Origin of the sequence: Parafrankia sp. FMc2 (assembly GCF_041008525.1) — a bacterium.
Lineage (GTDB): Bacteria > Actinomycetota > Actinomycetes > Frankiales > Frankiaceae > Parafrankia.
On the sequence record NZ_JBFLUG010000042.1, the window covers coordinates 12056 to 36425 of the forward strand.

Annotated in this window: 19 protein-coding genes and 1 pseudogene; 13 read left to right on the plus strand and 7 right to left on the minus strand. The window is 72.2% G+C overall.

The genetic code is table 11. The features are described from left to right. Window positions 1-6 precede the first annotated feature (6 nt). Together AB1460_RS16620 and AB1460_RS16625 are read left to right on the plus strand one after the other, a co-directional pair. Window positions 7-1473, plus strand: coding sequence for an aldehyde dehydrogenase family protein (locus AB1460_RS16620; protein WP_368962314.1), 1467 nt, complete (start codon window positions 7-9; stop codon window positions 1471-1473). A gap of 105 nt (window positions 1474-1578) precedes the next feature. Further along, a complete protein-coding gene (locus AB1460_RS16625; protein ID WP_018640504.1) occupies window positions 1579-2769 on the plus strand; it encodes a cytochrome P450 in 1191 nt (396 codons plus the stop codon). 145 nt (window positions 2770-2914) lie between these two features. On the opposite strand, the gene AB1460_RS16630 is transcribed toward AB1460_RS16625, so the two are convergent. Both AB1460_RS16630 and AB1460_RS16635 read right to left on the minus strand, forming a co-directional pair. Further along, entirely contained in the window at window positions 2915-3304 is a 390-nt protein-coding gene (locus AB1460_RS16630) for a PPOX class F420-dependent oxidoreductase (protein WP_368962316.1), read from the minus strand. Window positions 3305-3316: 12 nt separating this feature from the next. Further along, a complete protein-coding gene (locus AB1460_RS16635; protein ID WP_368962318.1) occupies window positions 3317-4912 on the minus strand; it encodes an FMN-binding glutamate synthase family protein in 1596 nt (531 codons plus the stop codon). Between the two features lie 186 nt (window positions 4913-5098). On the opposite strand from AB1460_RS16635, the gene AB1460_RS16640 reads away from it, so the two are divergent. After that, window positions 5099-5818 (plus strand): MBL fold metallo-hydrolase, encoded by a 720-nt coding sequence (locus tag AB1460_RS16640; protein ID WP_368962319.1) that lies wholly within the window; start codon window positions 5099-5101, stop codon window positions 5816-5818. 301 nt (window positions 5819-6119) lie between these two features. Beyond that, window positions 6120-7037: pseudogene (locus tag AB1460_RS16645) on the plus strand (BTAD domain-containing putative transcriptional regulator); the annotation flags it as partial. Between the two features lie 2121 nt (window positions 7038-9158). On the opposite strand, the gene AB1460_RS16650 reads toward AB1460_RS16645, so the two are convergent. From AB1460_RS16650 to AB1460_RS16670, 5 genes are all read right to left on the minus strand, one after another. Further along, window positions 9159-9998, minus strand: a complete 840-nt coding sequence (locus tag AB1460_RS16650) for an ABC transporter permease (protein WP_368962321.1) — start codon at window positions 9996-9998, stop codon at window positions 9159-9161. After that, complete coding sequence (locus AB1460_RS16655) at window positions 9995-11056, minus strand: ATP-binding cassette domain-containing protein (protein ID WP_368962322.1); 1062 nt, start codon at window positions 11054-11056, stop codon at window positions 9995-9997. Before AB1460_RS16655 ends, AB1460_RS16650 begins: the two co-directional genes overlap by 4 nt. Window positions 11057-11175: 119 nt before the next feature. Further along, a complete protein-coding gene (locus tag AB1460_RS16660) occupies window positions 11176-11802 on the minus strand; it encodes a TetR/AcrR family transcriptional regulator (RefSeq protein ID WP_368962324.1) in 627 nt (208 codons plus the stop codon). A gap of 111 nt (window positions 11803-11913) precedes the next feature. Then, on the minus strand, window positions 11914-12564 hold the full coding sequence (locus tag AB1460_RS16665; protein WP_368962325.1) for a carboxymuconolactone decarboxylase family protein: 651 nt from the start codon (window positions 12562-12564) through the stop codon (window positions 11914-11916). A 113-nt stretch (window positions 12565-12677) separates the two neighbouring features. Beyond that, on the minus strand, window positions 12678-12992 hold the full coding sequence (locus AB1460_RS16670) for a DUF1330 domain-containing protein (protein WP_368962359.1): 315 nt from the start codon (window positions 12990-12992) through the stop codon (window positions 12678-12680). A 236-nt stretch (window positions 12993-13228) separates the two neighbouring features. On the opposite strand from AB1460_RS16670, the gene AB1460_RS16675 reads away from it, so the two are divergent. The 9 genes from AB1460_RS16675 to AB1460_RS16715 all read left to right on the plus strand — a co-directional run bounded on the left by AB1460_RS16675 (window position 13229) and on the right by AB1460_RS16715 (window position 24345). Then, window positions 13229-13900 carry a class I SAM-dependent methyltransferase gene (locus AB1460_RS16675; protein ID WP_368962327.1) on the plus strand — a complete coding sequence of 224 codons (672 nt, stop codon included), beginning with the start codon at window positions 13229-13231 and terminating at the stop codon, window positions 13898-13900. Further along, on the plus strand, window positions 13900-15036 hold the full coding sequence (locus tag AB1460_RS16680; protein WP_368962328.1) for an iron-containing redox enzyme family protein: 1137 nt from the start codon (window positions 13900-13902) through the stop codon (window positions 15034-15036). The genes AB1460_RS16675 and AB1460_RS16680 overlap by 1 nt, the downstream gene beginning before the upstream one ends. Beyond that, window positions 15036-16025, plus strand: a complete 990-nt coding sequence (locus AB1460_RS16685) for a TIGR03557 family F420-dependent LLM class oxidoreductase (protein WP_368962361.1) — start codon at window positions 15036-15038, stop codon at window positions 16023-16025. The genes AB1460_RS16680 and AB1460_RS16685 overlap by 1 nt, the downstream gene beginning before the upstream one ends. A gap of 150 nt (window positions 16026-16175) precedes the next feature. Next, entirely contained in the window at window positions 16176-18836 is a 2661-nt protein-coding gene (gene nirB, locus AB1460_RS16690; RefSeq protein WP_368962363.1) for a nitrite reductase large subunit NirB, read from the plus strand. A 17-nt stretch (window positions 18837-18853) separates the two neighbouring features. Then, on the plus strand, window positions 18854-19177 hold the full coding sequence (gene nirD / locus AB1460_RS16695) for a nitrite reductase small subunit NirD (RefSeq protein ID WP_368962330.1): 324 nt from the start codon (window positions 18854-18856) through the stop codon (window positions 19175-19177). Beyond that, window positions 19174-20328, plus strand: coding sequence for a uroporphyrinogen-III synthase (locus tag AB1460_RS16700; protein ID WP_368962332.1), 1155 nt, complete (start codon window positions 19174-19176; stop codon window positions 20326-20328). Before nirD ends, AB1460_RS16700 begins: the two co-directional genes overlap by 4 nt. Window positions 20329-20391: 63 nt before the next feature. Continuing rightward, window positions 20392-22476 carry an NAD-binding protein gene (locus tag AB1460_RS16705; RefSeq protein ID WP_368962333.1) on the plus strand — a complete coding sequence of 695 codons (2085 nt, stop codon included), beginning with the start codon at window positions 20392-20394 and terminating at the stop codon, window positions 22474-22476. Between the two features lie 256 nt (window positions 22477-22732). Continuing rightward, on the plus strand, window positions 22733-23623 hold the full coding sequence (locus AB1460_RS16710) for a universal stress protein (protein ID WP_368962334.1): 891 nt from the start codon (window positions 22733-22735) through the stop codon (window positions 23621-23623). A gap of 134 nt (window positions 23624-23757) precedes the next feature. Then, entirely contained in the window at window positions 23758-24345 is a 588-nt protein-coding gene (locus AB1460_RS16715; protein WP_368962336.1) for a flavodoxin family protein, read from the plus strand. Window positions 24346-24370: the final 25 nt, after the last annotated feature.

Here is a 24370-nt window from a genome sequence, read left to right on the forward strand (position 1 = left end):
AAGCACATGACCTACGCGGGCTTGAACTCCGCGAAGCTGCTCATCGGCGGCCGGCTCGTCGATGCCGAGGGCGGCGCCACGTACGACAACATCAACCCGGCCACGGAGGCCTCGATCGGCGTCGCGGCCGACGCCTCCGCCGCGGACGTCGAGGCGGCGATCGACGCCGCACGGACGGCCTTCGACACGACCAGCTGGAGCACGGACGTCGCACTCCGGGTGCGCTGTCTGCGTCAGCTGCAGGACGCGCTGGCCAAGCACTCCGAGCCGCTGCGGGCGCTGGCGACAGCCGAGGTCGGCCTGCCGACGAAGATCATCCACTCGACGGTCGACGGGCCGATCGAGGGCATCGGCTGGGTGGCCGACCTGCTGGAGAAGTACGAGTTCTCGCAGGACTACGGGATGGGCGACATCCCGGGGTTCGGCGCCCACCGCTGGGTCGAGCGGGAGCCCTACGGCGTGGTCGGTGCCATCACGCCGTGGAACCAGCCCTTCCAGGTGAACCTGGCGAAGGTGGCCCCGGCGCTGGCCGCGGGGAACACGGTGGTCCTCAAGGCCGCCCCGACGACACCCTGGTGCGCCAGCGCGATCGGCAAGATCGTCGCGGAGCACACGGACATCCCGCCGGGCGTCTTCAACGTCATCACCAGCTCGGTGAACGACCGCGGCGAGGAGCTGATCACCGACCCGCGGGTCGACCTGATCAGCTTCACCGGCTCGACCGCGGTCGGCCGGCGGATCATGAAGCTCGGCTCGGAAACCATCAAGAAGTGCTTCCTGGAGCTGGGCGGCAAGTCCGCGAACATCGTCTTCGAGGATGCGGACTTCCGCGGCTCGATCGGTCTGTCGACCTTCATGGTGTGCCTGCACGCCGGTCAGGGCTGCGCCACGCTGAGCCGGTTGCTGCTCCCGCGGTCGCGCTTCGAGGAGGGCGTGCAGTTCGCCGCGCAGATGCTGTCGGCAATGCCCTACGGCGACCCGCTGGACCCGAACAACGTGATGGGCCCGCTCAACAGCGAGCGGCACCGCGACCGCGTCGAGGCCATGGTCGAGCGGGCAAAGGCGGCCGGCGGCACCCCGATCGTCGGGGGCAGCCGCCCGAAGCAGTTCGAGAAGGGCTACTACTTCGAGCCCACGCTGTTCGCGGACATGCCGGAGGACTCCGAGATCGTCCGTAACGAGGTCTTCGGCCCGGTGCTCGTCGCCGTCCCCTTCGAGGACGACGAGGACGCGATCCGCATCGCGAACGACAGCATCTTCGGCCTGTCCGGCGCGGTCTTCTCGGGTGACCACGAGCGCTCCAAGGCCGTGGCTCGCAAGATCCGCGCCGGCACCATGATCGTCGATGGTGGCATCTACTACGGCCACGACGTTCCCTTCGGCGGCTACAAGCAGAGCGGCATCGGCCGCGAGAGCGGCAGGCTGGGCTTCGAGGAGTACCTGCAGGTCAAGGCGCTCTGCGAGCCAGCCTGAACCCCGGCGAGCCCGTCTGAACCCCGGCGAGCCCGTCTGGACCCCGCCGGCACCGACCGCCGCCGCTGCGCAGGCGTACGTCGCGCACGCTGACAGGAGCACCGTGTGAACACCGCAACCGAGATCTACTACGACCCGTACGACTTCGAGATCGACAAGAACCCGTACCCGCTCTGGAAGCGCATGCGGGAGGAGGCGCCGCTCTACTACAACGAGCGTTACGACTTCTACGCGGTCTCCCGCTACGCCGACGTCGAGGAGGCCTCTGTCAACTGGCAGAGCTACACCTCCTCCAAGGGCATCCTGATGGAGATGGTCAAGGCCGGGATCGCGACCCCGCCCGGCCTGTTCATCGCCGAGGACCCGCCCGAGCACGACATGCACCGGCTCATCCTGAGCCGGGCTGTCACCCCGCGGCGCGTGCTCGTCCTGGAACAGCGGATCCGGGAGCTGTGCGCCGAGTATCTCGACCCGCTCGTCGGCAGCGGCGGTTTCGACCTGGTCCAGGACTTCGCCGGCCACCTGCCGATGCGGGTCATCGGCGCCCTCGTCGGCATTCCCGACGAGTACCTGCTGACCCTGCGCGACAACGTCGAGGAGACGGCCCGGCTGAAGGAGGAGAAGCCGCAGGACTCCCAGCGGCTGCCCAGCATCGGCGAGCCGTACGCGCCGTTCCTGGAGTTCCGCCGCAACAACCCGGCGGACGACTTCCTCACCACCCTCATCCAGGCCCGTTTCACCGACGTCTTCACGAACGAGGAACGCGGGCTGACCGACGCCGAGATCCTCAACTACGTCGGCATGCTCTACGCCGCCGGGGTCGAGACGACGACGCGGCTGATCGGCTGGCTGGCGAAGGTCCTCGCCGACAACCCGGACCAGCGGGCCCAGGTCGTCGCGGACAGGTCCCTCATCCCGAGCGCGGTCGAGGAGACGCTGCGCTACGAGGTGCCGTCACCGATCCAGGTCAGGGTGACGACGAAGCCGGTCGAGCTGCACGGGCAGACCGTCGAGGCGGGGAAGATCGTCACCCTGCTCACCGGTTCGGCGAACCGTGACGACCGGGTCTTCCCCGACGCGGACAGCTTCGACATCCACCGCAAGATCGACGCACATCTGACCTTCGGCAAGGGTGTGCACTACTGCTTCGGCGCGGCCCTGGCGCGCATCGAGGGCCGGATCGCGCTCGAGGAACTCCTGAACCGCTTCCCGACCTGGGATCTCGCACCGACGGGCGCGGAGCTCATCCACACCGCGACCATCCGCGGCTACCACCACCTGCCGATCGTCCTCTGATCGTCCTCCGGTCGGACTGCTTTCCGGCCGCATCTTCTCCTGGCCGGTTTCTCCAGCCAGTTCTTCCAGCCAGTTCTTCCAGCCAGCCGGCGGTTATCCGCCGGCTGGCTGCTTTTCCACCCGTTGTCCGAGTTCGGCGACCCGGCTATCCGAGTTCGACGATGCGGGTGGGGTGCAGAGTGACGACCACCCGGCCGTCGACGGCTGCCTGGAAGTTCTCCAGATCCGTGCCGTAGACGGCGAGTAGACGCTGGAGGAACTCCAGGCCGGTGTCCTCGGTGATCTCGACGGTGCCCCGCACCTCCAGCGTCCGGAACGGGTTGGTCGGGTCGATCACGAAGAGGGTCGCCTGCGGGTTGGCGACCAGGTTCCGGTACTTCTGCCGACTGGGATGGAGCGAGGTCCGCACCTGCCCGTCGTCCAGGATGGCCCAGACCGCGGTGAGCTGGGGCTGCCCGTCCGCCCCGACGGTCGCGAGTGTGACGGTGTTGCCCGATTCCAGCAGGTCCCGGTAGGCCGGGGAAACGGTCGGCACTGGCGCTCCTTGTCAACGGTGCGGGCGGAAGGTGTCGGGGTCGGCGGCGGCCCAGTCGGCGGCCCAGGAGGCGGGGGGCTCGGCGAGCAGTTCGCCCGGGGCCAGCCATTCGTACAGGTCGGCGTAGCTGCGGGTGTCGGTGTGGGTGATCCGGCGCAGCAGCATCCCGGGGCCGAGCTCGGCCGGGCTGGAGCAGCCCAGCGAGGCCATGACCCGCACCGCCTGGTCGACGGTGGCCGCCTGGTAGCGGCGGACCCGCTCGGCCTTGTCGGGCACGTCCAGCGCCCGCGCCCGGCGCGGATCCTGGGTGGCCACTCCGACCGGACAGGTGTTGGTGTGGCAGCGCTGCGCCTGGATGCAGCCCGTCGCCATCATCATCGCCCGCGCCGCGTTGGTGTAGTCGGCACCCTGCGCGATCCGCTTGACGATGTCAACGCCGTGGGCGACCTTGCCACCCACGCCGATCCGCACCCGGTCCCGCAGGCCCACGCCGACGAGGGCGTTGTGCACCGCCATCAGCCCTTCGGTCAGCGGCGTGCCGACGTGGTCCTCGTACTCCAGCGGGGCCGCGCCGGTGCCGCCCTCGGAGCCGTCCACCACGATGAAGTCCGGGGTGACGCCCTCGGCGACCATGGCCTTGCAGATGGCGAGCAGCTCGCGGCGCGTGCCCACGCAGAGCTTGAAACCGGCCGGCTTGCCCGAGGCGAGCTCCCGCATCCGCGCGACGAACAGGACGAGTTCGCGTGGGGTGGCGAAGACCCGGTGGAAGGCCGGGCTGACGCAGTCGACGCCGACCGGGACACCGCGGGCCGCCGCGATCTCCGGTGTCACCTTCGCCGCCGGGAGGACACCGCCCAGGCCGGGCTTCGCACCCTGGCTCAGTTTCAGCTCGACCATCCGCACCGTCGGCAGCGCGGCGACGTCCTTGAAACGGGCGGGGTCGAAGTCGCCGTCGGGCGTGCGGGTGCCGAAGTAGCCGCTGCCGATCTCCCACACCAGGTCGGCGCCGTATCTCAGGTGAAGCTCGGTGAGGCCGCCCTCGCCGGTGTCGTGGGCGAAGCCGCCGGCCGCGGCGCCCTGGTTCATCGCCAGCACCGCGTTCGCCGACAGCGCTCCGAAGCTCATCGCGGAGATGTTCAGCAGCGCCATGTCGTAGGGCTGGGAGCAGTCCGGACCGCCGACGCGGACCCGCGGCTGCGGGGCGCCGGGCAGGACGGGGACCGGCGCGGCCGAGTGGGGCAGCCACTCGTAGCCGACCTCGTTGACATCCCGTTCGGTGCCGAATGCCTGATCGCCGTGGGTGCCCTTCGAACGCTCGTAGATGATCGTGCGGGTGTCGCGGTCGAACGGCCGGCCGTCGTAGTTCCGCTCGATGAAGTACTGCTGGATCTCCGGGCGGATCTTCTCCAGCAGGAACCGCAGGTGCCCCAGCACGGGGTGGAACCGCAGGATCGCGTGCCGCCGCTGCGTCACGTCGTGCACCGCGAGGGCCAGCAGCGCCGCGGCCACAGCCGCACCCGCCCACCAGCCGGCCGAGACGAGCAGCGCCAGGACCGCCCCGACCGCGACCAGCACAGCCAGGAGGCAGACCGTCGCATATGGCAACATCGCGAACCGTGCCCTTCCCACCCGGGCCTGGACGGGTTCGCCCAGATCCGTGGCAGGTCTGACGGTATCCCCGCTTCGGGCCGTCGAACTGCGCCGGCAGCGGACGGAACCGGACTCTGCCCACGGCCGATCTGCCGGCGGCAGAGCCCGGCCCGCGGGCGGCGACCGATACCTACCGTCACCGTCATGAGCGTTGTCGAGCTGCGACCGGACCTGTACTTCCTGCGTTTTCCCGTCGGCCACGTCTACCTGTGGCGTGACCCGGACGGCCTGACCGTGATCGACGCCGGCCTGCCCGGCTCCGGCCGGCGGATCGCCGCCGGCATCCGCGACCTGGGCCATGACCTGAGCGAGGTACGACGGCTGGTGCTGACCCACGGGCATGTCGACCACGCCGGCGCGGCCGCCGAGATCGCGGACTGGGGCGATGTCCGCGTCCTGGCCCACCAGGCGGACGTCCCGCTGGTCGAGGGGCGGGCCGAGGCCGCGCCGCCGGATCTGGCCGACTGGGAGCGCCCGCTGTGGGACGAGGTCCACTCCGCGCTGCCGGCGACGGCGGCGGCCCCGGCACAGGTCGACCAGGCACTCGGCGACGGCGACGTCCTCGACATCGCCGGCGGTGCCGTGGTCGTCGGCGCCCCGGGCCATACCGCCGGCAGTATCGGGCTGTACCTGCCCGGTCCGCGGGTGCTGTTCGCCGGTGACATCATGGCGCGCGACCCGCGGTCACCCGACCCGCGGACACCGGTCTTCCCCGGTGTCTTCAACGCCGACCGGGCCGAGGCGCTCGGGTCCTTCACCCGGCTGGCGTCCCTTGACATCGAGACCGCCTGCTTCGGCCACGGTGAACCCCTCGCCACCGGCGCGGGAGCATTCATGCACGCAGCGCTCGAAGGCGTTCGTTGACGGACGGCTGCGCGTTGTCGCCGCGGATCATCGGGGAGGATTCGGTGTGGGGGACGCCCTAGACTCCCTCAGCGTGGGTGTGAAACTCGCCCTGCTGGACGGGGTGCGCTGGAACGGCACCCCGGTGGTCGGGGATCGCCAGCAGGCACTGCTCGCGGCGCTGGCGGCGGCCGGTGGGCGGGCGGTGCCGGCCGAGCGACTGGCCGCCCTGATCTGGCACGGCGAGGCGACGGCCAACGCGGCGAAGAGCCTGCAGGTCGTGGTGTCCCGGGCGCGGGCAGCCCTCGGGGCCGGCGCGGTGGTGCGCGACGGGGCCGGTTACCGCCTGGACCTGCCGGCCGCGCAGGTCGACAGCTGCCTGCTGGCCCGGCTGGCCGAGCAGGCCACCCGCCTTCTTCCGGAAGATCCGCTCGCAGCCGCGGAGGTGGCCCGCGAGGCCCTCGCAGTGGGCGACTCCGACTCCGATCCCCGTGCGGTCACTGGCTCGCCGACGGAGGCCCGGCGGGGGGAGGAGGGCCCGCTCGCGGACGTCCGCCGCGCCGCGGTGGGTGACCGTACGACGGCACGGGTGGTGCTGGCGCAGGCCTGCAGCCGGACCGGTGCGCACGCCGAGGCCCTGCCGCTGCTGACGGAGGCGGTGGCGGCCCGGCCCGACGACGAGGGGCTGCTGGCCGATCTGCTGCGCAGCGAGGCGGCGGTGCGCGGCCCGGGCGCCGCACTGGAGCGGTACGAGCGCTACCGCCGTGACCTGCGGGACAGAGTGGGCGTCAGCCCTGGCCACGCGCTCGCGCGGGTGCACCGTGATCTCCTCGTCGCCGACCGCCCGGTCCGCGACGGCCTGCGCTATGACGCCACCCGGCTGCTGGGGCGCGGGCGGGACGTCGAGCGGCTCCGGGCGATGCTCGCCAGCTCCCGGGTGGTGTCGATCATCGGGCCCGGTGGGCTGGGCAAGACCCGGCTGGCGCATCTGCTGGCCCGCGACAGCCCGCTCCCGGTGGTGCGGGTGGTGGAGCTGGTCGGTGTCACCGCGCCCGCGGACCTGCTCGGCGAGGTCGGTTCCGCGCTCGGCGTGCGGGACTCGGTCGGCAACCGCCGGGTTCTGACCCCGGAGCAGCACGCCGACCTGCGGGGCCGCATCGCCGCGCAGCTGGCGGGCAGCCCGAGCCTGCTCGTCCTCGACAACTGCGAGCATCTGGTCGGCGCGGTCGCCGAGCTGGTCGCGTTCCTCGTCGCCACGACGGCCGACCTGCGGGTGCTGACCACGAGCCGGGCGCCGCTGTCGATCAGCGCCGAGCGGGTCTACCCGCTCGGCACGCTGACCCGGGCGGACGCCGTCGAGCTGTTCCGCGAGCGTGCCGTCGCGGCCCGGCCCGAGGTCCGGCTGGACGACGCGGCCGTCGTGTCGATCGTCGACCGGCTGGACGGGCTGCCGCTCGCCATCGAACTGGCGGCCGCCCGGGTGCGGGTGCTGTCCGTCGAGGAGATCGACCTGCGGCTCGCGGACCGGTTCGCGCTGCTGCGCGGCGGCGACCGCGGTGCTCCGGACCGGCACCGCACCCTGCTCGCGGTGATCGACTGGTCGTGGAACCTGCTCGCCGAGCCGGAACGGCGGGCGCTGCGCTGGCTGTCGGTGTTCCGGGACGGTCTGACCCTGCGCACCGCGGAGGAGATTCTCGGCCCGGAGCTGGAGGCCGTCGAGGTGGTGCAGAACCTCATCGACCAGTCGCTGCTGAGCGTGCGGGAGGTCTCCGGACGGGCGCGCTACCAGATGCTGGAGACCGTCCGGGAGTTCGGCCTGCTGCGGCTGGCGGAGGCGGGGGAGACCGCGGCGGCGCGGCGGGCCCGGCGGGCCTGGGCGCTCCGTTACGTCTCCCGTCACTGCGCCGACCTGTACAGCGAGCGGCAGTTCGGCGCGATCGACGCCCTGGCCGCCGAGGAGGCCAACCTCGCGGACGAGCTGCGGGCGGCGCTCGCCGAGGGAGCCGAGGGTGCCGAGGGTGCGGAGGGAGACGCGGAAGCGGCGGTGTCCATCGTCGCGGTCCTGGCCGGGTTCTGGGAGATGCGCGGCGAGCACACCCGGCTCCTGGTGCCGATCGGGGCGATCAGCGCGGCGGTCCGCGGGTGGGAGCCCCCGCCGCGGGCGGTGCCCGCCGCGCTCGCCGCGGCGCTGGCCGTGCTGAGCTGCGCACTTCCCCTCACCGGCGCCGATGTGGCGCCGCTGCGCGACCTCCTGATCCGGTTCGGTCCGGACGCGGCGGAGGATCCCCGGGTGGCGGGCGGAGTGCGGGTGCTGCTGAGCGCCCACCCCGCGCACTGCGCGCCCGAGAGCCCGCAGCAGGTCCTGGAGCGGCTCGCGGAGGACCCCGACCGGTACTGCGCCCTGATGGCGCTGACCTGGCTCCTGCATCTGTACGAGAACAGCGGTGACACGCTGACGGCGATGGCCGCCGGGGAACGCGCGCTCGCGCTCATCCGCCCCGGCGACGGCCCGTGGCTCGAGGCGGGGCTGCGCACCCAGCTCGCCTCGCTGACGATGCGGATGGGGCAGACCACCGCCAGCCATGGTCACATCGAGGCGGCGCTGCCCGTCCTGCAGCGGCTCGGCGCACACGACGACGCCGCCTATCTGCTGACGCTGCAGGCGGCGGACGCCATCCGCCGCGGCGCCTTCGACGACGCCGAGGGCATTCTGGCCGGGCTCGCCGAGGTGGGGGACCCGTACTCCCACGACGCGGGTCCCGGGGTGCTGCTCGGCGGCATGATGGCGGCGGTGGTCCGGGCCGAGCTGGCGACCGCCCGCGGCCAGACCGAGGACGGCCTGCGCCGCCACCTCCAGGTGGCGGACCAGACCCGGACGCTGTGGATGCCCGGGGTCGAGCAGAGCGGCCTGGAGCCGTGGCTGCTGTTCGGCGAGGCGGTCGCCCTGGCCGCGTTCGCCCGGCACGCGGTCGACGCCGGGCAGCTCGCCCAGGGCGCGGGGCTCGCCTCGTCGTGCCTCCGGCGGAGCCGCGGGCTGCTGGGCCTGGACGAGGCGCACATCGACTACCCGGTGTTCGGCACGGCCCTGTTCGCCCTCGGGGCCTGGCTGCTGCGGGTCGGGCCGGCCGGCGACGAGGCCGCGGACGCGGCCTGGCTGCTGGCCGTGGCCCGGCGTTTCGGCTACTTCGCGCTGATCTCCCCGCTGGACTGGCACTGGGTGGAGGCGGCTGCGGAACGGCGGGCGCCGGGTGCGCTCGCCCGCGCCGAGGGGCAGATCGGCAGGCGGCGCAGCAGCGAGCTGCTCGGCAGGACCGGCGCTGTGGTCGAGCGACTGGCCGGGCAGGCCCCGCCGCCCGCCGGCCTACAGGCTCCGGCGGTAGCTGACGACCGACAGCGGCAGGAAGATGACGATCACCACCAGGCCGGTGAGCAGCGTCCAGCCGACCTGGGCGGTGATCGCGCCGTTGTTCGCCAGGTCCCGGGTCGCGGAGACGAGATGTGACACCGGGTTGACCTTCGTGAAGGTCTCCAGCCAGCCCGGCAGGGTGTCCGCCGGCACGAACGCGTTGGACAGGAACGTCAACGGGAACAGGATCATCATCGAGATGCCCTGCACGCTGCGGGCACTGCGGGCGAGCGTGCCGATCCAGGTGAACGCCCACGCGATCGCCCAGCCGGTGACCACCGCGAGCACCACCGCCCCGGCCACGCCGGGCACCCCGCCGCCGGGCCGGTAGCCGAGCAGCAGCCCCATCAGGTAGGTCAGCACCGCCGCGATCAGGTAGCGCACCAGGTCGGCGACCATCGGGCCGGCCAGCGGGGCGACCCTGGACATCGGCAGCGACCGGAACCGGTCGAAGACGCCCTTGTCCATGTCCTCCCGCAGCTGCACCCCGGTCGCCATGCAGGTGGTGAGGACCGTCTGGGCGACGATGCCGGGGATCAGCAACGGCAGGTAGCTGTCGACGTCCCCGGAGATCGCGCCGCCGAAGACGTAGGCGAACATCGCCGTGAACAGCAGCGGCTGCAACGCCACGTCGAAGAACTGCTCCGGATTGCGGCGCATCTTCTTCAGTGCCCGCCAGGCCATCGCGAGTGTCTGGGTGACGGTGTCGCCGATGCCGGGCCGGCCATGGGTGCGGGCGAGCGCCGCCGAGGCGTCCAGGACGGTGGCCGGCGCCTCGAGAACAGTCGTGCTCATCGGGCGACCTCCAGAGGGGCGATGCTGTCGCGGTCGTCGCGGTCGTCGCGGTCGTCGCGGACGCCGGCGCCGGTGCCGGTGCCGGTGCCTGGCTCGCCGTCCGCCCGGTCGGCAGGGGGGACGTCATGGCCGGTGAGGGCGAGGAACACCTCGTCGAGGGTGGGCCGCGCGACGCTCACCGAGCGGATGGAGACGCCCGCCGCGCGCAGGGCCCCGAGGACGTCGGCGGCCCGGTCGGCGTCGGGGAGCGGCGCGTTCATCCGGCCGGACTCGGGGGTGAGGACCGGCTCCTCGCCCAGGATGCGGCGCACCACCTCGGCGGCGGCGGCCTGGTCGGCCCCGGGCGCGAGCTGCACCTGCAGGGTCGACTCGCCCACCTGCGCCTTCAGGTCGTCCGGGGTGCCCTCGGCGACCTTGCGGCCGTGGTCGATGACGCACACCCGGTCGGCGAGCTGGTCGGCCTCGTCCAGGTACTGGGTGGTGAGCAGCACGGTGGCGCCGTCGGCGACCAGGCCGCGGATCGTGTCCCACATCTGGCCCCGGGTCCGCGGGTCGAGACCGGTGGTCGGCTCGTCCAGGAAGATCAGCGGCGGCCGGGTGATCAGGGAGGCGGCGAGGTCCAGCCGGCGGCGCATGCCCCCGGAGAACTCGGAGATCCTGCGTTCGGCGGCCTCCTCGAGACCGAACTGCTCCAGCAGCCGGCGGGTGGTGGCGCGGGCCTCCGACGCCCGCAGGCCCTGCAGGCGGCCGAACAGCCACAGGTTCTCGGTCGCGGTGAGATCCTCGTCCACCGAGGCGTACTGGCCGGTGACGCCGATGAGCTGCCGCACCCGGTGCGGATGCGCGGCGACGTCGATCCCGAAGATCCGGGCCTCGCCGCTGTCGATCGACAGCAGCGTCGCCAGCATCTTCAGGGTCGTCGTCTTCCCGGCGCCGTTCGGGCCGAGCACACCGAAGATCTCGCCCTGGCGAACGTCGAGGTCGATGCTGTCCACGGCGCGCTGGTCGCGGAACGTCTTGACCAGGCCGCGGGCCTGGACTGCGGGTGGGGCTCCCAAGGGGTGTCCTCTCGGTGGCGGTTGCGACACCTGGGAACCCTAGGCAGGGCCGGTTTCACCGCTCCTTCGCGGCGCATTCACGAGACTTCCGGGAGCCCGCACCCCCGGAGGCGGTGCTGTCAGCGCTGGTCGGACGGTGCCTGGAAGCGGGTGGCGGGATCTCCTCCCGCCGAGAGGCCGTCGATCTGCTCACGGATGTAGGAGACCACGGTCTCGTAGCCCGAGCCGAGGCCCACCTCGCCGTCAATGGCGATCAGCTGCGTGATGCCGACCATCACCAGCTGGGCCACCAGCGGTGGGCAGCGTTCCTCCGGGACGCCCAGATCCGCCAGCGCCGCGGTGAAGGCGTCCAGCTGGAGCTGCCGGTAACGGTGGTAGTACTCGACAATCGCCGAGCGGATCGCCTTGCGGTGGTTGGCGAGTGCCATGAACTCGAGGCTGAACGTGGTGGTGGTGAGGCCGATCTCGCGCAGTTCCCACAGCTGCTGCAGCGTCGGCCGGGACCGGACCAGGTCCTGCAGCAGGTCGAGACCGACGTCCGCGCGGCGCCGGAACACCGCCAGGAACAGGTCGTCCATGGTGCGGAAGTAGTAGTGGACAAGCTGTGGTGCGAGTCCGGCCCGGGCGCCGACACGCCGCGAGGTGACCGCCGCGTAGCCCTCCTCGATCAGGAGGTGCTCGGCGGCGTCGAGGAGCTGGTCGCGTGTGGTCGGCTCGGTCGGACCGGCCTGGTGCCTGCTGGCCATCCGATGTTCCTATCCCATGCGCGTCCGGCCGTGCGACTGACGTGGTCATCTGCACTGTCGTGCGGGCATCGGCCGGCCTGGTGCCCGGTCGGGTCAGGTCTCCCTGGCGGGTCAGGTTCCCAGAGCGGGGAGCGCGGGCGCGTCGATGACCTCGGTCGGCGGCTCGGCCTGCAGACCGACGTTGTTGAGGACCTGCGCGAGGCAGAGGTAGCTGCCGATGACGAACGACAGTTCCAGCAGCTGTGGCTTGTCCAGGTGGGACGCGAGAACCTGCCAGGTCTCGTCGTCGACGCGGAACTGGTCGATCATCTGGTCGACGGCGGCCAGCATGGCCCGTTCCAGCGGCGCCCAGAGGTCGGCGGCGGCACCCTGCGGGATGGCGTGGATCTCCTCGCTGGTGACACCGCTGTGCTTGCCGATGCGCAGGTGATGCGTCCACTCGTAGGACGAGCGGGTCCGCCAGGCCACGCGGAGGACGACGAGCTCACGGTGCCGGGGGTCGAGCACGGCGTTCCTGCTGGCGAGCACCTCGGAGAAGGCGAGCCACGGTTCGGTCAGGCGGATGTGGTGGGCGAACAGGCGCAGCGAGGTCGGCATCGGCAGCGCGTCCGGGCGGCCCGAGAGGAAGAGCTCGGGGCGCCGTAAGTACTTCGGCAGCGTCTGGGCCGCGTCCTCGCTCCACTCCTCGACCGGCAGCGGCGCGATCCGGGCCGGCTCCGGTGCGGCCTGCCGCGCCGCCTCGTGGATCTGCTCCGTCGTCATCGCTGGCCCGCCGTGGTCGACCTGCTCGTCACGGTTGTCATCTCGCCTCTCATCTCGCCGTCCCGTCCCATCCGCGGCCGTTCGCCGGCCGCCTTCGTCGGTCTGGTGCGCGATCATCCGGGTGTCGCGGCGCGGGGCGTGAAGCCCGACGCGATGATGACGTTGCAGTCGGCCGCGGCCTGCCGGAGCGGGAGAGCGGCCTGGTAGCTCGCGGAGCGATACCACTGCTGTGCCTTCTCGACCGACTCGTACTCGATGACGATCGTCCGGCGGCCCGGCCAGGACCCCTCGATGACGTCGACGTCGTCGTCGACGGCGAGCACCCGGCCGCCGTACTCGGCGAGCGAGGCGCCGGAGAGCCGTCTGTACGCCGCCATTCCCGCCGGGTCGTGGATGGTCTCGGTCAGGATCACGTAGCCCTTCGGCACCCGCTGCTCCTCACTCACGTCCTCGTTCCGGGAGTATGCAACGTCTGCGGCCCCCGCGACCACGAAAAACGGACCCTCGGTCCGTGTTGGTTACCGGGCGCCAGGGCGGTTCTCGCCCTCCGCGTCACAGGCGTTACGCCCCCGATCCGGGGCATGCCCGAGGGGCAGACGCAGGGCGAGCGCGGGGGAGGCCCATGTTCTACGACACGGTGGAATCAACCTTTTACGCCTGGTGCGTGGAACGTTTGCTCAGCTCGGCGGTGGCCGCCCCCCACCTGGCCGGTGGCATCGTGGAACTCGGTGCGGGCACCGGCCTGCCCATCATCGAGGCGCTGTCGCGCTGCGAGGCGTCGGTGCCGGTGCGCGGCTTCGAGCGGGATCCGGACAGCTTCCGCGTCGCCGCCCACCTCGTCGCGGCGAAGGGCCCGCCCGGCTACACGGTGGAGCCCGGAGACTTCTTCGAGCAGGCCCTCGACGGCCCGGAACGGATCGCGGTGGCCAACCCGCCCTATCTCGCGGCTCCGGCGGACGACACGGGCACGCCGGAGCTGTGGGGCGGCGAGAGCGGCGCGGAGGTCACCTGTCGCCTGCTGTCCGGGCCGTACGACGTGCTCATGCTGATGGTCGCGTCGATCGCCGACCCGCTCGGGGTGATCGAGCATGCCCAGCGGTCGGGGTACGCCGTGCAGGACTGGTCGGTGTGCCCTATCGCGTTCGGCCCGCACAGCTGCCGGTCCGGCGTCCGCGGGCGCATCGACCAGCTGCGCACCGAGGGCCGGGCCTTCAGCACCGAGACGGACTACCTGCTCGCCGGAGTCACCTGGCTGCGCACCGGGACGGCCGACCCGGGGCAGGCGGACGTCCTGCGCAGGGTTCTGACCGCCGGCGCGGAACCGGGAGGGACCTGATGACCACGACGGCCGCGCCGCCGGGGGCCGCGCTGCCGGGGGCGGCGGCGCGGTACGGCACCGTCCTGCCACCGGCCCAGCTCGGGCCCGGCCAGCTGCCACGACCCCGCGGGCCGCTCAGCGCCTTCGTCACCGACGCGCTGCGGCGCCCGGCGGACGCGGGCCTCGGGCCCGCCCCGCCGCCGGGGGACGACGTCCTCTACGGAGAGGACGGCGCGCTGGCCCTCTACTGCCTCTACGAACTGCACTACCGCGGGTTCGCCGGCGTCGACGAGCGGTGGGAGTGGGCGCCGGCCCTGCTGGCCCTGCGCCACCACCTGGAGGATGACCTGGAGGCGCGGGTCCGCCGCGAGGCCGGGACGGTGCCCGTGACAGCCTGCGACCCGGGTGACGGCGACGGCATCGCGGCGGCACTGCGCGCGGTCATCGACGGGCCGTCGGGCCCCTCGGTGTCGGCGTACCTGGCCGAACAGGGCTCGCTCGAGCAGTTCCGGGAGTTCGCCATCCTCCGCTCGCCGCTGCAGCTCAAGGAGGCCGACCCGCACTCGTGGGCGATCCCGCGGCTGACCGGTCCGGCGAAGGCGGCGCTCGTCGAGATCCAGGCCGACGAGTACGGCAACGGCACCGCGCGGGACGTCCACCAGAACCTGTTCGGGCTGACGATGCTCGGTCTCGGCCTGGACGCGGGCTACGGCGCCTATCTCGACCGCGTGCCGGGCGCCGCGCTCGCCTCGGTGAACCTGGCGTCCTTCTTCGGCCTGCACCGGCGGCTGCGCGGGGCGCTCGTCGGCCACCTGGCCGTGTTCGAGATGACCTCCGTCGAGCCGATGGCGGCCTACGGCGCCGCGCTGCGCCGGCACGGGCTGCCGGCCGGCGCCCGCCACTTCTTCTCCGTCCACGTCGTGGCGGACGCCCATCACCAGACGCTCGCCTCGGAGGCGCTCGCGGGCAACCTGGTGCGTGCGGAGCCCCGGCTGGGCGCGGACGTGCTGCTCGGCGCCCGCGCGATCATGGCCGTGGAGGGGCGGTGGTCGGCCCGGGCCCTGGCGGCCTGGCGCGACGGCCGCTCGGCGCTGCTGCCGCCCGCAGGCCCGCCCGACAAGTCCCCGTTGGACGACTTCCCGAGGGAGCGATGATGCGGATCGGATACAAGCTGATCACCGAGGGATACGGCCCGAAGGAGATCGTCCGCCAGGCGAAGGCCGCCGAGGACGCCGGATTCGACGTCGTCGAGCTGAGCGACCACTTCCATCCCTGGCTCGAGGAACAGGGGCATTCCGCGTTCGCCTGGTCGCTGCTCGGCGCCATCGCGCAGTCCACCGACCGGGTCGGCCTGGCGACCGGCGTGACCTGCCCGACGATCCGCTACCACCCGGCCGTGATCGCGCAGGCGGCGGCGACGGTCGCGCTGCTCTCCGACGGCCGGTTCACTCTCGGCCTGGGCTCCGGCGAACGGCTCAACGAGCATGTCGTCGGGCGCGAGTTCCCCGTGGTGGCCCGGCGCCAGGCGATGCTGCGGGAGGCCGTCGACATCATCCGGCTGCTGTGGAAGGGCGGGTACCAGTCGTACGACGGCCGCTACCTGCGGCTGGAGGACGCCCGCGTGTTCGACCTGCCCGCGGCGCCCCCGCTGATCGCCATCGCGGCGGGCGGAGCGCACTCGGCGCGGATGGCGGCGGAGTGCGGCGACGGGCTGTTCGCCACCGAGCCGAAGCGGAACCTTGTCGAGGCCTACACCGCCGCGGGCGGAGCGGGCCCGCGGTACGCCGAGGTGTCGGTGGCCTTCGCGGCGGACGAACAGACCGCACTGACCAGCGCGCTGCGCACGACGCGCTGGGCGGTGACCGGCTGGAAGGTGATGAGCGAACTGCCGAACCCGGCCAACTTCGCCGCCGCCACGACCACGGTGACCCAGGACGACCTGGCGGAACACCTCGCCTACGGCCCCGATCCGGCCCGCTACGTCGAAGCCTGCGCGCCGTTCGCCGCGGCCGGCTTCGACCACCTCGTCCTGATGAACTGCGGGCCTGACCCGGATGCGTTCCTGGAATTCTTCAGCGCCGAGCTCGCCGGACCGCTGCGCGCGCTCGACGCCGATTCCGCGCGGCTGGTCGCGGCGTCCTGAGAACGGCCGCGCTGGGCGCACAGCGGCGTCCCGGCGGCGGTGAGCACTCCTTGCCCGGGTGTTAACGCCTCCGCGCGTTCGGGATAACAGTTCCTGGCGACCATGAGCGCAGCCGGGCCGTGGCGGATCCGGGCGCAGGTGGGGCTGATCATGGGAACGGATTCGGGCGGCCGTCTCGTCGTGGTCGGCAACGGCATGGTCGGCCAGCACTTCGTCGAGGCGCTGCGGGAACGCGACGTCGACCGGCGCTGGCAGGTCACCGTCTTCGGGGAGGAGTCGCGCCGGGCGTACGACCGGGTGGCGTTGTCGTCGTACTTCGACGGCGCCGCCGCGGACAGCCTGGACCTCGTCCCGGACGGCTGCTACGACGGGCACGGCTACGTGCTGCGGCTCGACGAGGCCGTCATCGCGGTCGACCGGGCGGCGCGGACCGTCACGACCAGCCGGGGACGCACCGTGGGCTACGACACACTCGTGCTGGCGACGGGCTCGTCCCCGTTCGTCCCGCCGGTGCCCGGCGCCGACCTCCCCGGCTGCTTCGCCTACCGGACCCTGGACGACATGGACGCGATCCGCGCCGCCGCCCTCCACGCGACGGCGCGGGAGAGTGCGGCCGAGCGGGGGAGCGCTGCGGAACCGGTGGTTCCGGTGGTTCCGGTGGGCGTCGTGGTTGGTGGCGGGCTGCTCGGCCTGGAGGCGGCGCGGGCACTGCGCCTGCTCGGACTGGCCGTGCACGTGGTCGAGATGGCGCCGCGACTGATGCCGCTGCAGGTCGACGAGGGCGGCGGTGCGTTGCTGCGCCGGCTGGTGGAGGAGCTCGGGGTCACCGTCCACCTCGGGACGTACGCCGCCTCGGTGGTCGGGACGCCGGAGCCCGCCGGCTCCGCCCCCATGCTGGTGACCCCCATGCTGGTGACCCCCATGCTGGTGACCCTGGGCGACGGCACCGAACTGCCCGCCGACCTGGTCGTCTTCGCCGCCGGCGTGCGTCCCCGGGACCAGCTGGCGAGGGAGACAGGGCTGGCCGTCGGCGAGCGGGGTGGGGTGGTGGTCGACACCGGCTGCCGGACCGCCGACCCCGCGGTCTTCGCGATCGGGGAGTGCGCCTGCGTCGCCGGCCAGGTGTACGGGCTGGTGGCTCCCGGCTACGCGATGGGCTCGGTGCTCGCTGACCGGCTCCTCGGCGGGCCGGCCGAGTTCGCCGCCGCGGACACGGCCACGAAACTCAAACTGCTCGGCGTGGACGTCGCGAGCTTCGGCGACGCGCTGGCGGCCACCGCGGGGGCGCTGGAGGTCACCGTCAACGACCCGGTCGCCGGCACCTACGCCAAGCTGGTCGTCTCCGACGACGCCGCCACCCTGCTCGGCGGCGTGCTGGTCGGGGACGCCTCGAAGTACCCGTCCCTGCGCCCGCTCGTCGGCCGTCCGCTGCCCGCCGACCCACTCGTCATGATCGCGCCGAGCGGGAGCGGCGGCGGGGGTGGCGGTGCGGCGTTCGCCGCCGTCCTGCCCGCCGACGCGATGGTCTGCTCCTGCCATGCGGTCACCCGGGAGGTGATCGACACCGCGATCGCCGGAGAGGGGCTCACCACCGTCGCCGAGATCAAGGCCTGCACGAAGGCGGGCAGCGGCTGCGGGTCGTGCGTCCCCGCGCTCTCGACGCTGCTCGCCGAAAGCGGGGTGACGGTCAGCCGGGCGCTGTGTGAGCATTTCGGCTACTCGCGCGCGGAGCTGTTCGACCTCGCTTGCGTCCACCAGATCAGAACGTTCAGCGAGCTCGTCGGCCGGTACGGCCGCGGCCGCGGGTGCGACGTGTGTAAACCGGTCGTGGCCTCCATCCTCGCCAGCCTCGGCAACGGCCACATCCTCGACGGGGAACAGGCCGCCCTCCAGGACACCAACGACGCGTTCCTCGCCAACATCCAGCGCAACGGCACCTATTCGGTGGTGCCGAGAATCCCCGGCGGGGAGATAACACCGGAAAAGCTCGTCGCCCTCGGCCTGGTCGCCCAGGATTTCAACCTCTACACGAAGATCACCGGCGGGCAGCGGATCGACCTGCTCGGCGCCCGGGTGGAGCAGCTGCCGGCGATCTGGCGGCGGCTCGTCGACGCCGGCTTCGAGTCCGGGCACGCCTACGGCAAGGCGCTGCGCACGGTGAAGTCCTGCGTCGGGTCGACCTGGTGCCGCTACGGCGTCCAGGACTCGCTCGCGCTCGCCATCGAGCTCGAGCTGCGCTACCGGGGCATCCGCTCCCCGCACAAGATCAAGGCCGGGGTGTCGGGCTGCGCCCGCGAGTGCGCCGAGGCGCGGAGCAAGGACATCGGCGTGATCGCCACCGAGAACGGGTGGAACCTCCACGTCGGCGGCAACGGCGGCTTCCGGCCCAGGCACGCGGACCTGCTGCTCACCGACGTCGACACCGAGACGCTGATCCGCACGATCGACCGGTTCATCATGTTCTACGTCCGCACCGCCGAGCGGTTGCAGCGGACGGCCAGCTGGGTCGAGTCGCTGTCGACCGGCCCCGGCGGTGAGCAGGTCAACGGGCTCGACTACCTGCGCTCGGTCCTCGTCGACGACGCGCTGGGCATCGCCGCGGAGCTCGACGCGGCGATCGAGCGGCACGTGGGCGCGTACGAGGACGAGTGGGCCGCGGTGCTGGAGGATCCGGTGCGCCTGCGCCGGTTCGTCTCGTTCGTCAACGCCCCGGACACCCCCGACCCGACGATCTCCTTCGTGACGGAGCGTGGCCAGCCCCGGCCGGCGTTTCTGGGCCTCCCGGCCGCCACCGCCACCCCGGCCCGATGACGCAGAAGGACGCGGCGATGACCTGGACCACCGTGTGCCGCTATGACGACCTGCTACCGGAACGCGGCGTCGCGGCACTCGTCGGTGATCTGCAGCTCGCCCTGTTCCGCTGCCACGACGGGCAGCTCTTCGCGCTCGGCAACCAGGACCCGTTCACCGGCGCCTGCGTGCTGGCCCGGGGCATCGTCGGGAGCCGGGCGGAGCACCTGACGGTAGCGTCTCCCCTGCACAAGCAGACCTTCGATCTGCGTACCGGAGAATGCCTGGACGACCACGGCGTCTCCGTACCCGTCTACGAGGTGCGAGCACGCACGGGGATGGTGGAGGTGAGGGTGGCGTGACTGGCGGTTCCCTCGACGTCGAGCCCCTGGCCGGGTACACCGTCGGGATCACCGCGGCCCGGCGGCGGGAGGAGTTCGGTGCCGCGCTCGAGCGCCGCGGGGCGAAGGTGCTGTACGGGCCGGCGATCCGGATCGTCCCGCTGGCGGACGACACCGAGCTGCGGCAGGCGACCGAGCGCTGCCTGACCGCGCCGCTGGACGTCGTCGTCGCCACCACCGGCATCGGCTTCCGCGGCTGGATGGAAGCCGCCGACACCTGGGACCTGCTGGACCCGCTGACCAAGGCGATCGGCTCGGCGACCCTGCTGGCCCGCGGCCCGAAGGCACGCGGCGCGATCCGCGCGACCGGGCTGCGCGAGGTCTGGTCGCCGGAGTCGGAGTCGTCCAACGAGGTGCTGGAACACCTGATCGAACGACACGACCTCGAGGGCACCCGCATCGCGGTCCAGCAGCACGGCGAACCGCTCCCCGACCTGGTCGAGACACTGCGGCTCGCCGGGGCGGACGTCATCGAGGTCCCGGTGTACCGGTGGATCGCACCCGAGGACACCACACCGCTGCGCCGGGTGATCGACGCGGTCGCGACAGCCGAGCTGGACACGGTCGCGTTCACCAGCGCCCCCGCCGCGGTCAGTTTCCTGCGCGCCGCGGACGACCAGGGCCTCGGCGAGGCCGTGCACGAGGCGCTGCTCGGCCCGGTGGTCGCGAGCTGCGTCGGGCCGGTGACCGCCGGCCCGCTGCTGGAACGGGACATCCCCGTCATCCAGCCGCCACGGGCCCGGCTCGGCGCGCTGGTGCGCGAGATCGTCGAACAGATCCCGCGCCGGCGCGGACGGCTGCTGCCCGTCGCCGACCACTGGCTCGACATCCGCGGCCAGGCCGCCGTCGTCGACGGCCGGCTCGTCCCGCTCAGCCGGACGAGCATGGCCCTGCTGCGCCGCCTCGCCGGCCGACCCGGGCATGTCGTCACCCGCCGCGAGCTGCTCCCGCCCGGTGGCGGTGACGAACACGCGGTCGAGGTGGCCGTCGGCCGGCTGCGCTCCGCGCTCGGCGACCCCCGCCTCATCCAGACCGTGGCCAAACGCGGCTACCGGCTCGCCTTCGAGCCGGAGCGCGGCGCCGACGCCTCCAGCGACGACTGGCGCTACTGACCGTTCCTTGCTCCCAGCTGTCCGTCCAGGTCGGATGTACTGGATTACGGACGAAGGGGAGACATGACAGCGGCTACCGGCCACGTCATCGTGTGCGGACTGAGTGGGCTGGGCCTGCGGATCACCGAACAGCTGATCGCATCCGGCGTCGCCGTGGTCGTCGTCGACGACCGACACGCGCCCACCAGGGGACGCCAGCTCGAACGATGGGCGGCCCGCCTGGTGGTGGAGAGCCCGCAGACGGCGGAGGCGCTGCGGGAAGCCGGCATCGACGCCGCGCTGGCGGTCGTGGCCTGCCACGAGTCCGACCTCGCCAACCTCCAGACGGCGATGGTGACCGCGGAGGTCGCGCCGACGGTCGGGCTCGTGCTGAGTATCGACAACGCGCAGCTCGGCGATCAGCTCGCCGCGGCGCTCCCACAGGCCCGGGTGCTCAACCGGGCGGAGCTGGCCGGCCCGGGCTTCGTCATGGCATGTGTCCGCTCGGACGTTGTGCATGCCTTCGCCGTCGACCATCCCGGCGCGGACGGGCTGACCGACGGTGAGATCTTCACGGTCGTCGACGAACGGGTGGAGCGGTCCGGCATCTTCCGGGATATCTATGGCGACCTGACCCCGATCTCGCTGCACCGGGCCGGGGAACGGCTCGTCGAGATCTGTCCGCCCCGGGACGTACCCCTGCGCCCTGGTGACCGGCTGACCGTCCTCGGCCGGACGTTCGAGTACGGTGCCCGCGACATCACGGTGGCGGGCCTGGACGACGCGCGGTTGTTCGCGACACTCGTGGGCTACGCGGCCGACGGCGTCGGAGACGGCCGCGCGGAGGAGGCGCCCACGGGCGGGCGGCGCCCCGACGCGACCATGGCACCGGGCCGCAGACGGAGCAGTGCGCTGCGCTCTCAGCTGGAGCTGCACGCGGCTCGGCATCGTCCAGGGATGCGGTTGAGTGAGATCAGCGCGATGATTCGCGGCGAGTTCGACCGTCCGTTTCGCTGGGCGCTGGCTGCCGTTTTCATGATCATGGGCGTCAGTACGGTGGTCCTGTCGTTGGCCTACGAGGGTCACAACCCCGACGCTCCTGCCAACTTCTCCCCCCTGGACGCCTGGTATCTGACGGTCGAGACGATGGTGACGGTCGGCTACGGCGACTTCAACTTCGGTGCCGCGGACGGCTGGCTCCAGGTGTTCGGGATTGCGTTGATGCTGGCCGGGGCGCTGTCGATCGCGGTCGTCTACGCCTTCATCACCAATGTGATCATCAGTCGGCGGCTGGAGCGCGCGCTGGGCCGCGGAAGGATCGGGGCGATCGACGGCCACGTCGTGCTCTGTGGGCTCGGGTCGGTCGGCGTGGCGACCATGGAGGGGCTGCTACTCGCTGGCTGGCAGGTCGTGGTGATCGAACGTGACCAGACGAATCCGTATCTGCCGGTGGCCCGCGAGCTGCGCGTTCCCGTTGTCATCGGGGATGCGGCTGTCCGGTCGACACTGCTGGAGGCGGGCATGCCCCGCGCGGCGGCGATCGCGGCGCTGAGCAGTGACGGTGCGGCGAACCTGGAGGCGGTGCTCTCCGCCCGGGAGGCGCATGAGGAGCAGCTCCTCGCCCGCGGCCGGCGAGGAGCACCAGCCGGACGGGGCAGGAACGCGGCACGGTCCGCACGGACTGTGCCCGCCAGAGGAACGTGCGGATCCGCCCGCGAAGAGAACGCCCGGCTACGGGTGGTGCTGCGGACGCCCGGTGCGACGATGGCGGACGAGGTGGAGCGCCTGTTCGACGTCCACACTGCCCGCAGCGCGTCCGCCCTGGCGACGCCCTACTTCGTCGGCGCCGCTCTCGGCTATCGCGTGATCACCACCTTCTACGTCAAGCGCACGCCGTTCCTGGTCGCGATGATGACCGTCCACCAGGGCAGTGCTCTGGCCGGCCCGACGCTGGCGGAGCTGGCGACCGGTACACGGGTGCTCGCGGTCGGCGGGGAGAACGGCGAGCTGGAGTACCGGTTGAGCCGGCACACCCGGCTGCGGCCCGGTGACGAACTGCTCGTGACCGGGCCCGTGACCCGGATCATCGACCTGGTCCGCCGCAACCAGCCAGCCTCGGGAGAATCCCGCCCGGCCCGCCGGACGCCACAGCCAGGTGAAGCGCAGTAGCGGGTGAGTGGTCGCGGTGGGCGCCGCCGACCGTGACAAGCTCGTCGAACGGTGCGGCTCTGGCCTGTCGAAGAAGGTGCGGGCCTGCTCCAGGGAATTCCCGGGACGATGGTCCTGACTGCCCGGGGGCAATGGTCCGGGCGCGGCCGAACAAAAGGCGGGTGATCCGCTCCGTCCACGGTGGGACATTCGAATGAGCGGAACGCGGAACGCGGATCGGCGGCTCCCGGTCGTCGGCGGAGACGGGTGGTAGGACATGAGCGGCGTGATTCTCGTCGGCGTGGATGGTTCGAAAGGTTCCGATGACGCGCTGCGGTGGGCGTTACGGGAGGCGCGCCTGCGCGAGTGCTCCATTACCGCACTGCTGGCGTGGGGCGGGGACGGGCTGCAGCGGGAGGTGTACCGCCGAGCCCTCCAGACCGGCCCGACGGACCACACCGACCTCGAGACCGCGGCGTCCAACGCGCTGGACCAGGCCATCGGCCGCGTAGGCCTGTCAGGGGCGGAGGTGACCCGGCTCGTCGTCGACGCCTCGCCGGTGGCTGCGCTGGGGAACAGCTCGGCCGGCGCCGAGATGGTCGTCGTCGGGTCGCACGGTCACGGTCCGATCCATCGCGCGGTGGCGGGTTCAGTCGCCCAGGGGGTGGTCAACCACGCGCGGATTCCGGTCGTCGTCGTCCGGGGAACGACCGAGGAGCACCCGACTCCGCGCCCGGTCGTCGTCGGTGTCGACGGTTCGGGCAACTCGGTCGGCGCGCTGCGCTGGGCCGCCGAGGCCGCCGCACTTCGCCGGGCGTCGCTGCGGGTCGTCCACGCACTGGGGCATACGGAGGTGCTGTACCCGGAGCTGCTCCTCGCCGGGCAGTCGAGCCTGCTCCGCCGGGCCGAGGAGGCCCTGGAGGAGATTGTGGCGAAGGGCCTGGCCGGGGCGGGCGGGATCATCGTCGACACGGTCGTCACGCCGGAGGCTCCCAGCCCGGTCCTGCTGCGTGAGGCCGAGGACGCGCAGCTCCTCGTCGTCGGTCATCGTGGTCGGGGCGGTTTCACCGAACTGCTGCTCGGCTCGGTGAGCCACCAGAGCATCCTGCACGCACGCTGCCCGGTGACCGTCGTGCCCAGCGAGGGCCGCGTCGTCGCCGCGACATGACTGCCCGCGCGGGCGATGCCGGACGGATCCGGTCGGGCGCGCCGGTGTACCGGCACAATCTCCGCGCCCCGGGAGCCGGGACCAAAGTCACGAAACGCCGGGAACTACGGTCTCCCTCGGTCGGGAAAAGGAGTGTGGGAATAGAAGGGCCGGACTACCCATCCGGTACGGAGAACAACGAACAGGCAGGCGCCGCGATGGCCGTTCTGATTGTCACCGAATCCTGTTTCGGCAACACCCTCACGATTGCCCGTTCCGTCGCGGCGGGCCTCGCCCGTGCGGTTGGTGCCGAATCCGTCACCGTTGTCGGTCCCGACCGGACAGCGGCCGGGATTCCCGTCGATCTGGAGCTCCTGGTGGTCGGCGCGCCCACCCATGGTTTCTCGATGCCCAGGCAACAGTCCCGGCGCCAGGCTGTCGAGAAGGGCGCCACCGCGGGCGAGGAGCCGGGTGGCGGAATTCGGGAGTGGATCGAGCGGGCTGCCCCCCGGGCCGATCTGCGCGTCGTGTCGTTCGACACGTCAATGAAGATGCGCTTCCAGCCGGGCACCGCCTCGAAGGCAATCTTCAGAGCTTTGCGGAAGCGCGGTTTCCAGCACGCCGAGCGGGGCCCGAGCTTCTACGTCACCGGGACGGAGGGGCCTCTGGTCGATGGCGAGACGCAACGGGCCGAGGAGTGGGGCGCACAGCTGGGGCGATCGCTGAGACAGGCCACGGTGTAGCGCTGGGGAGTGATCGCGGGCGGCG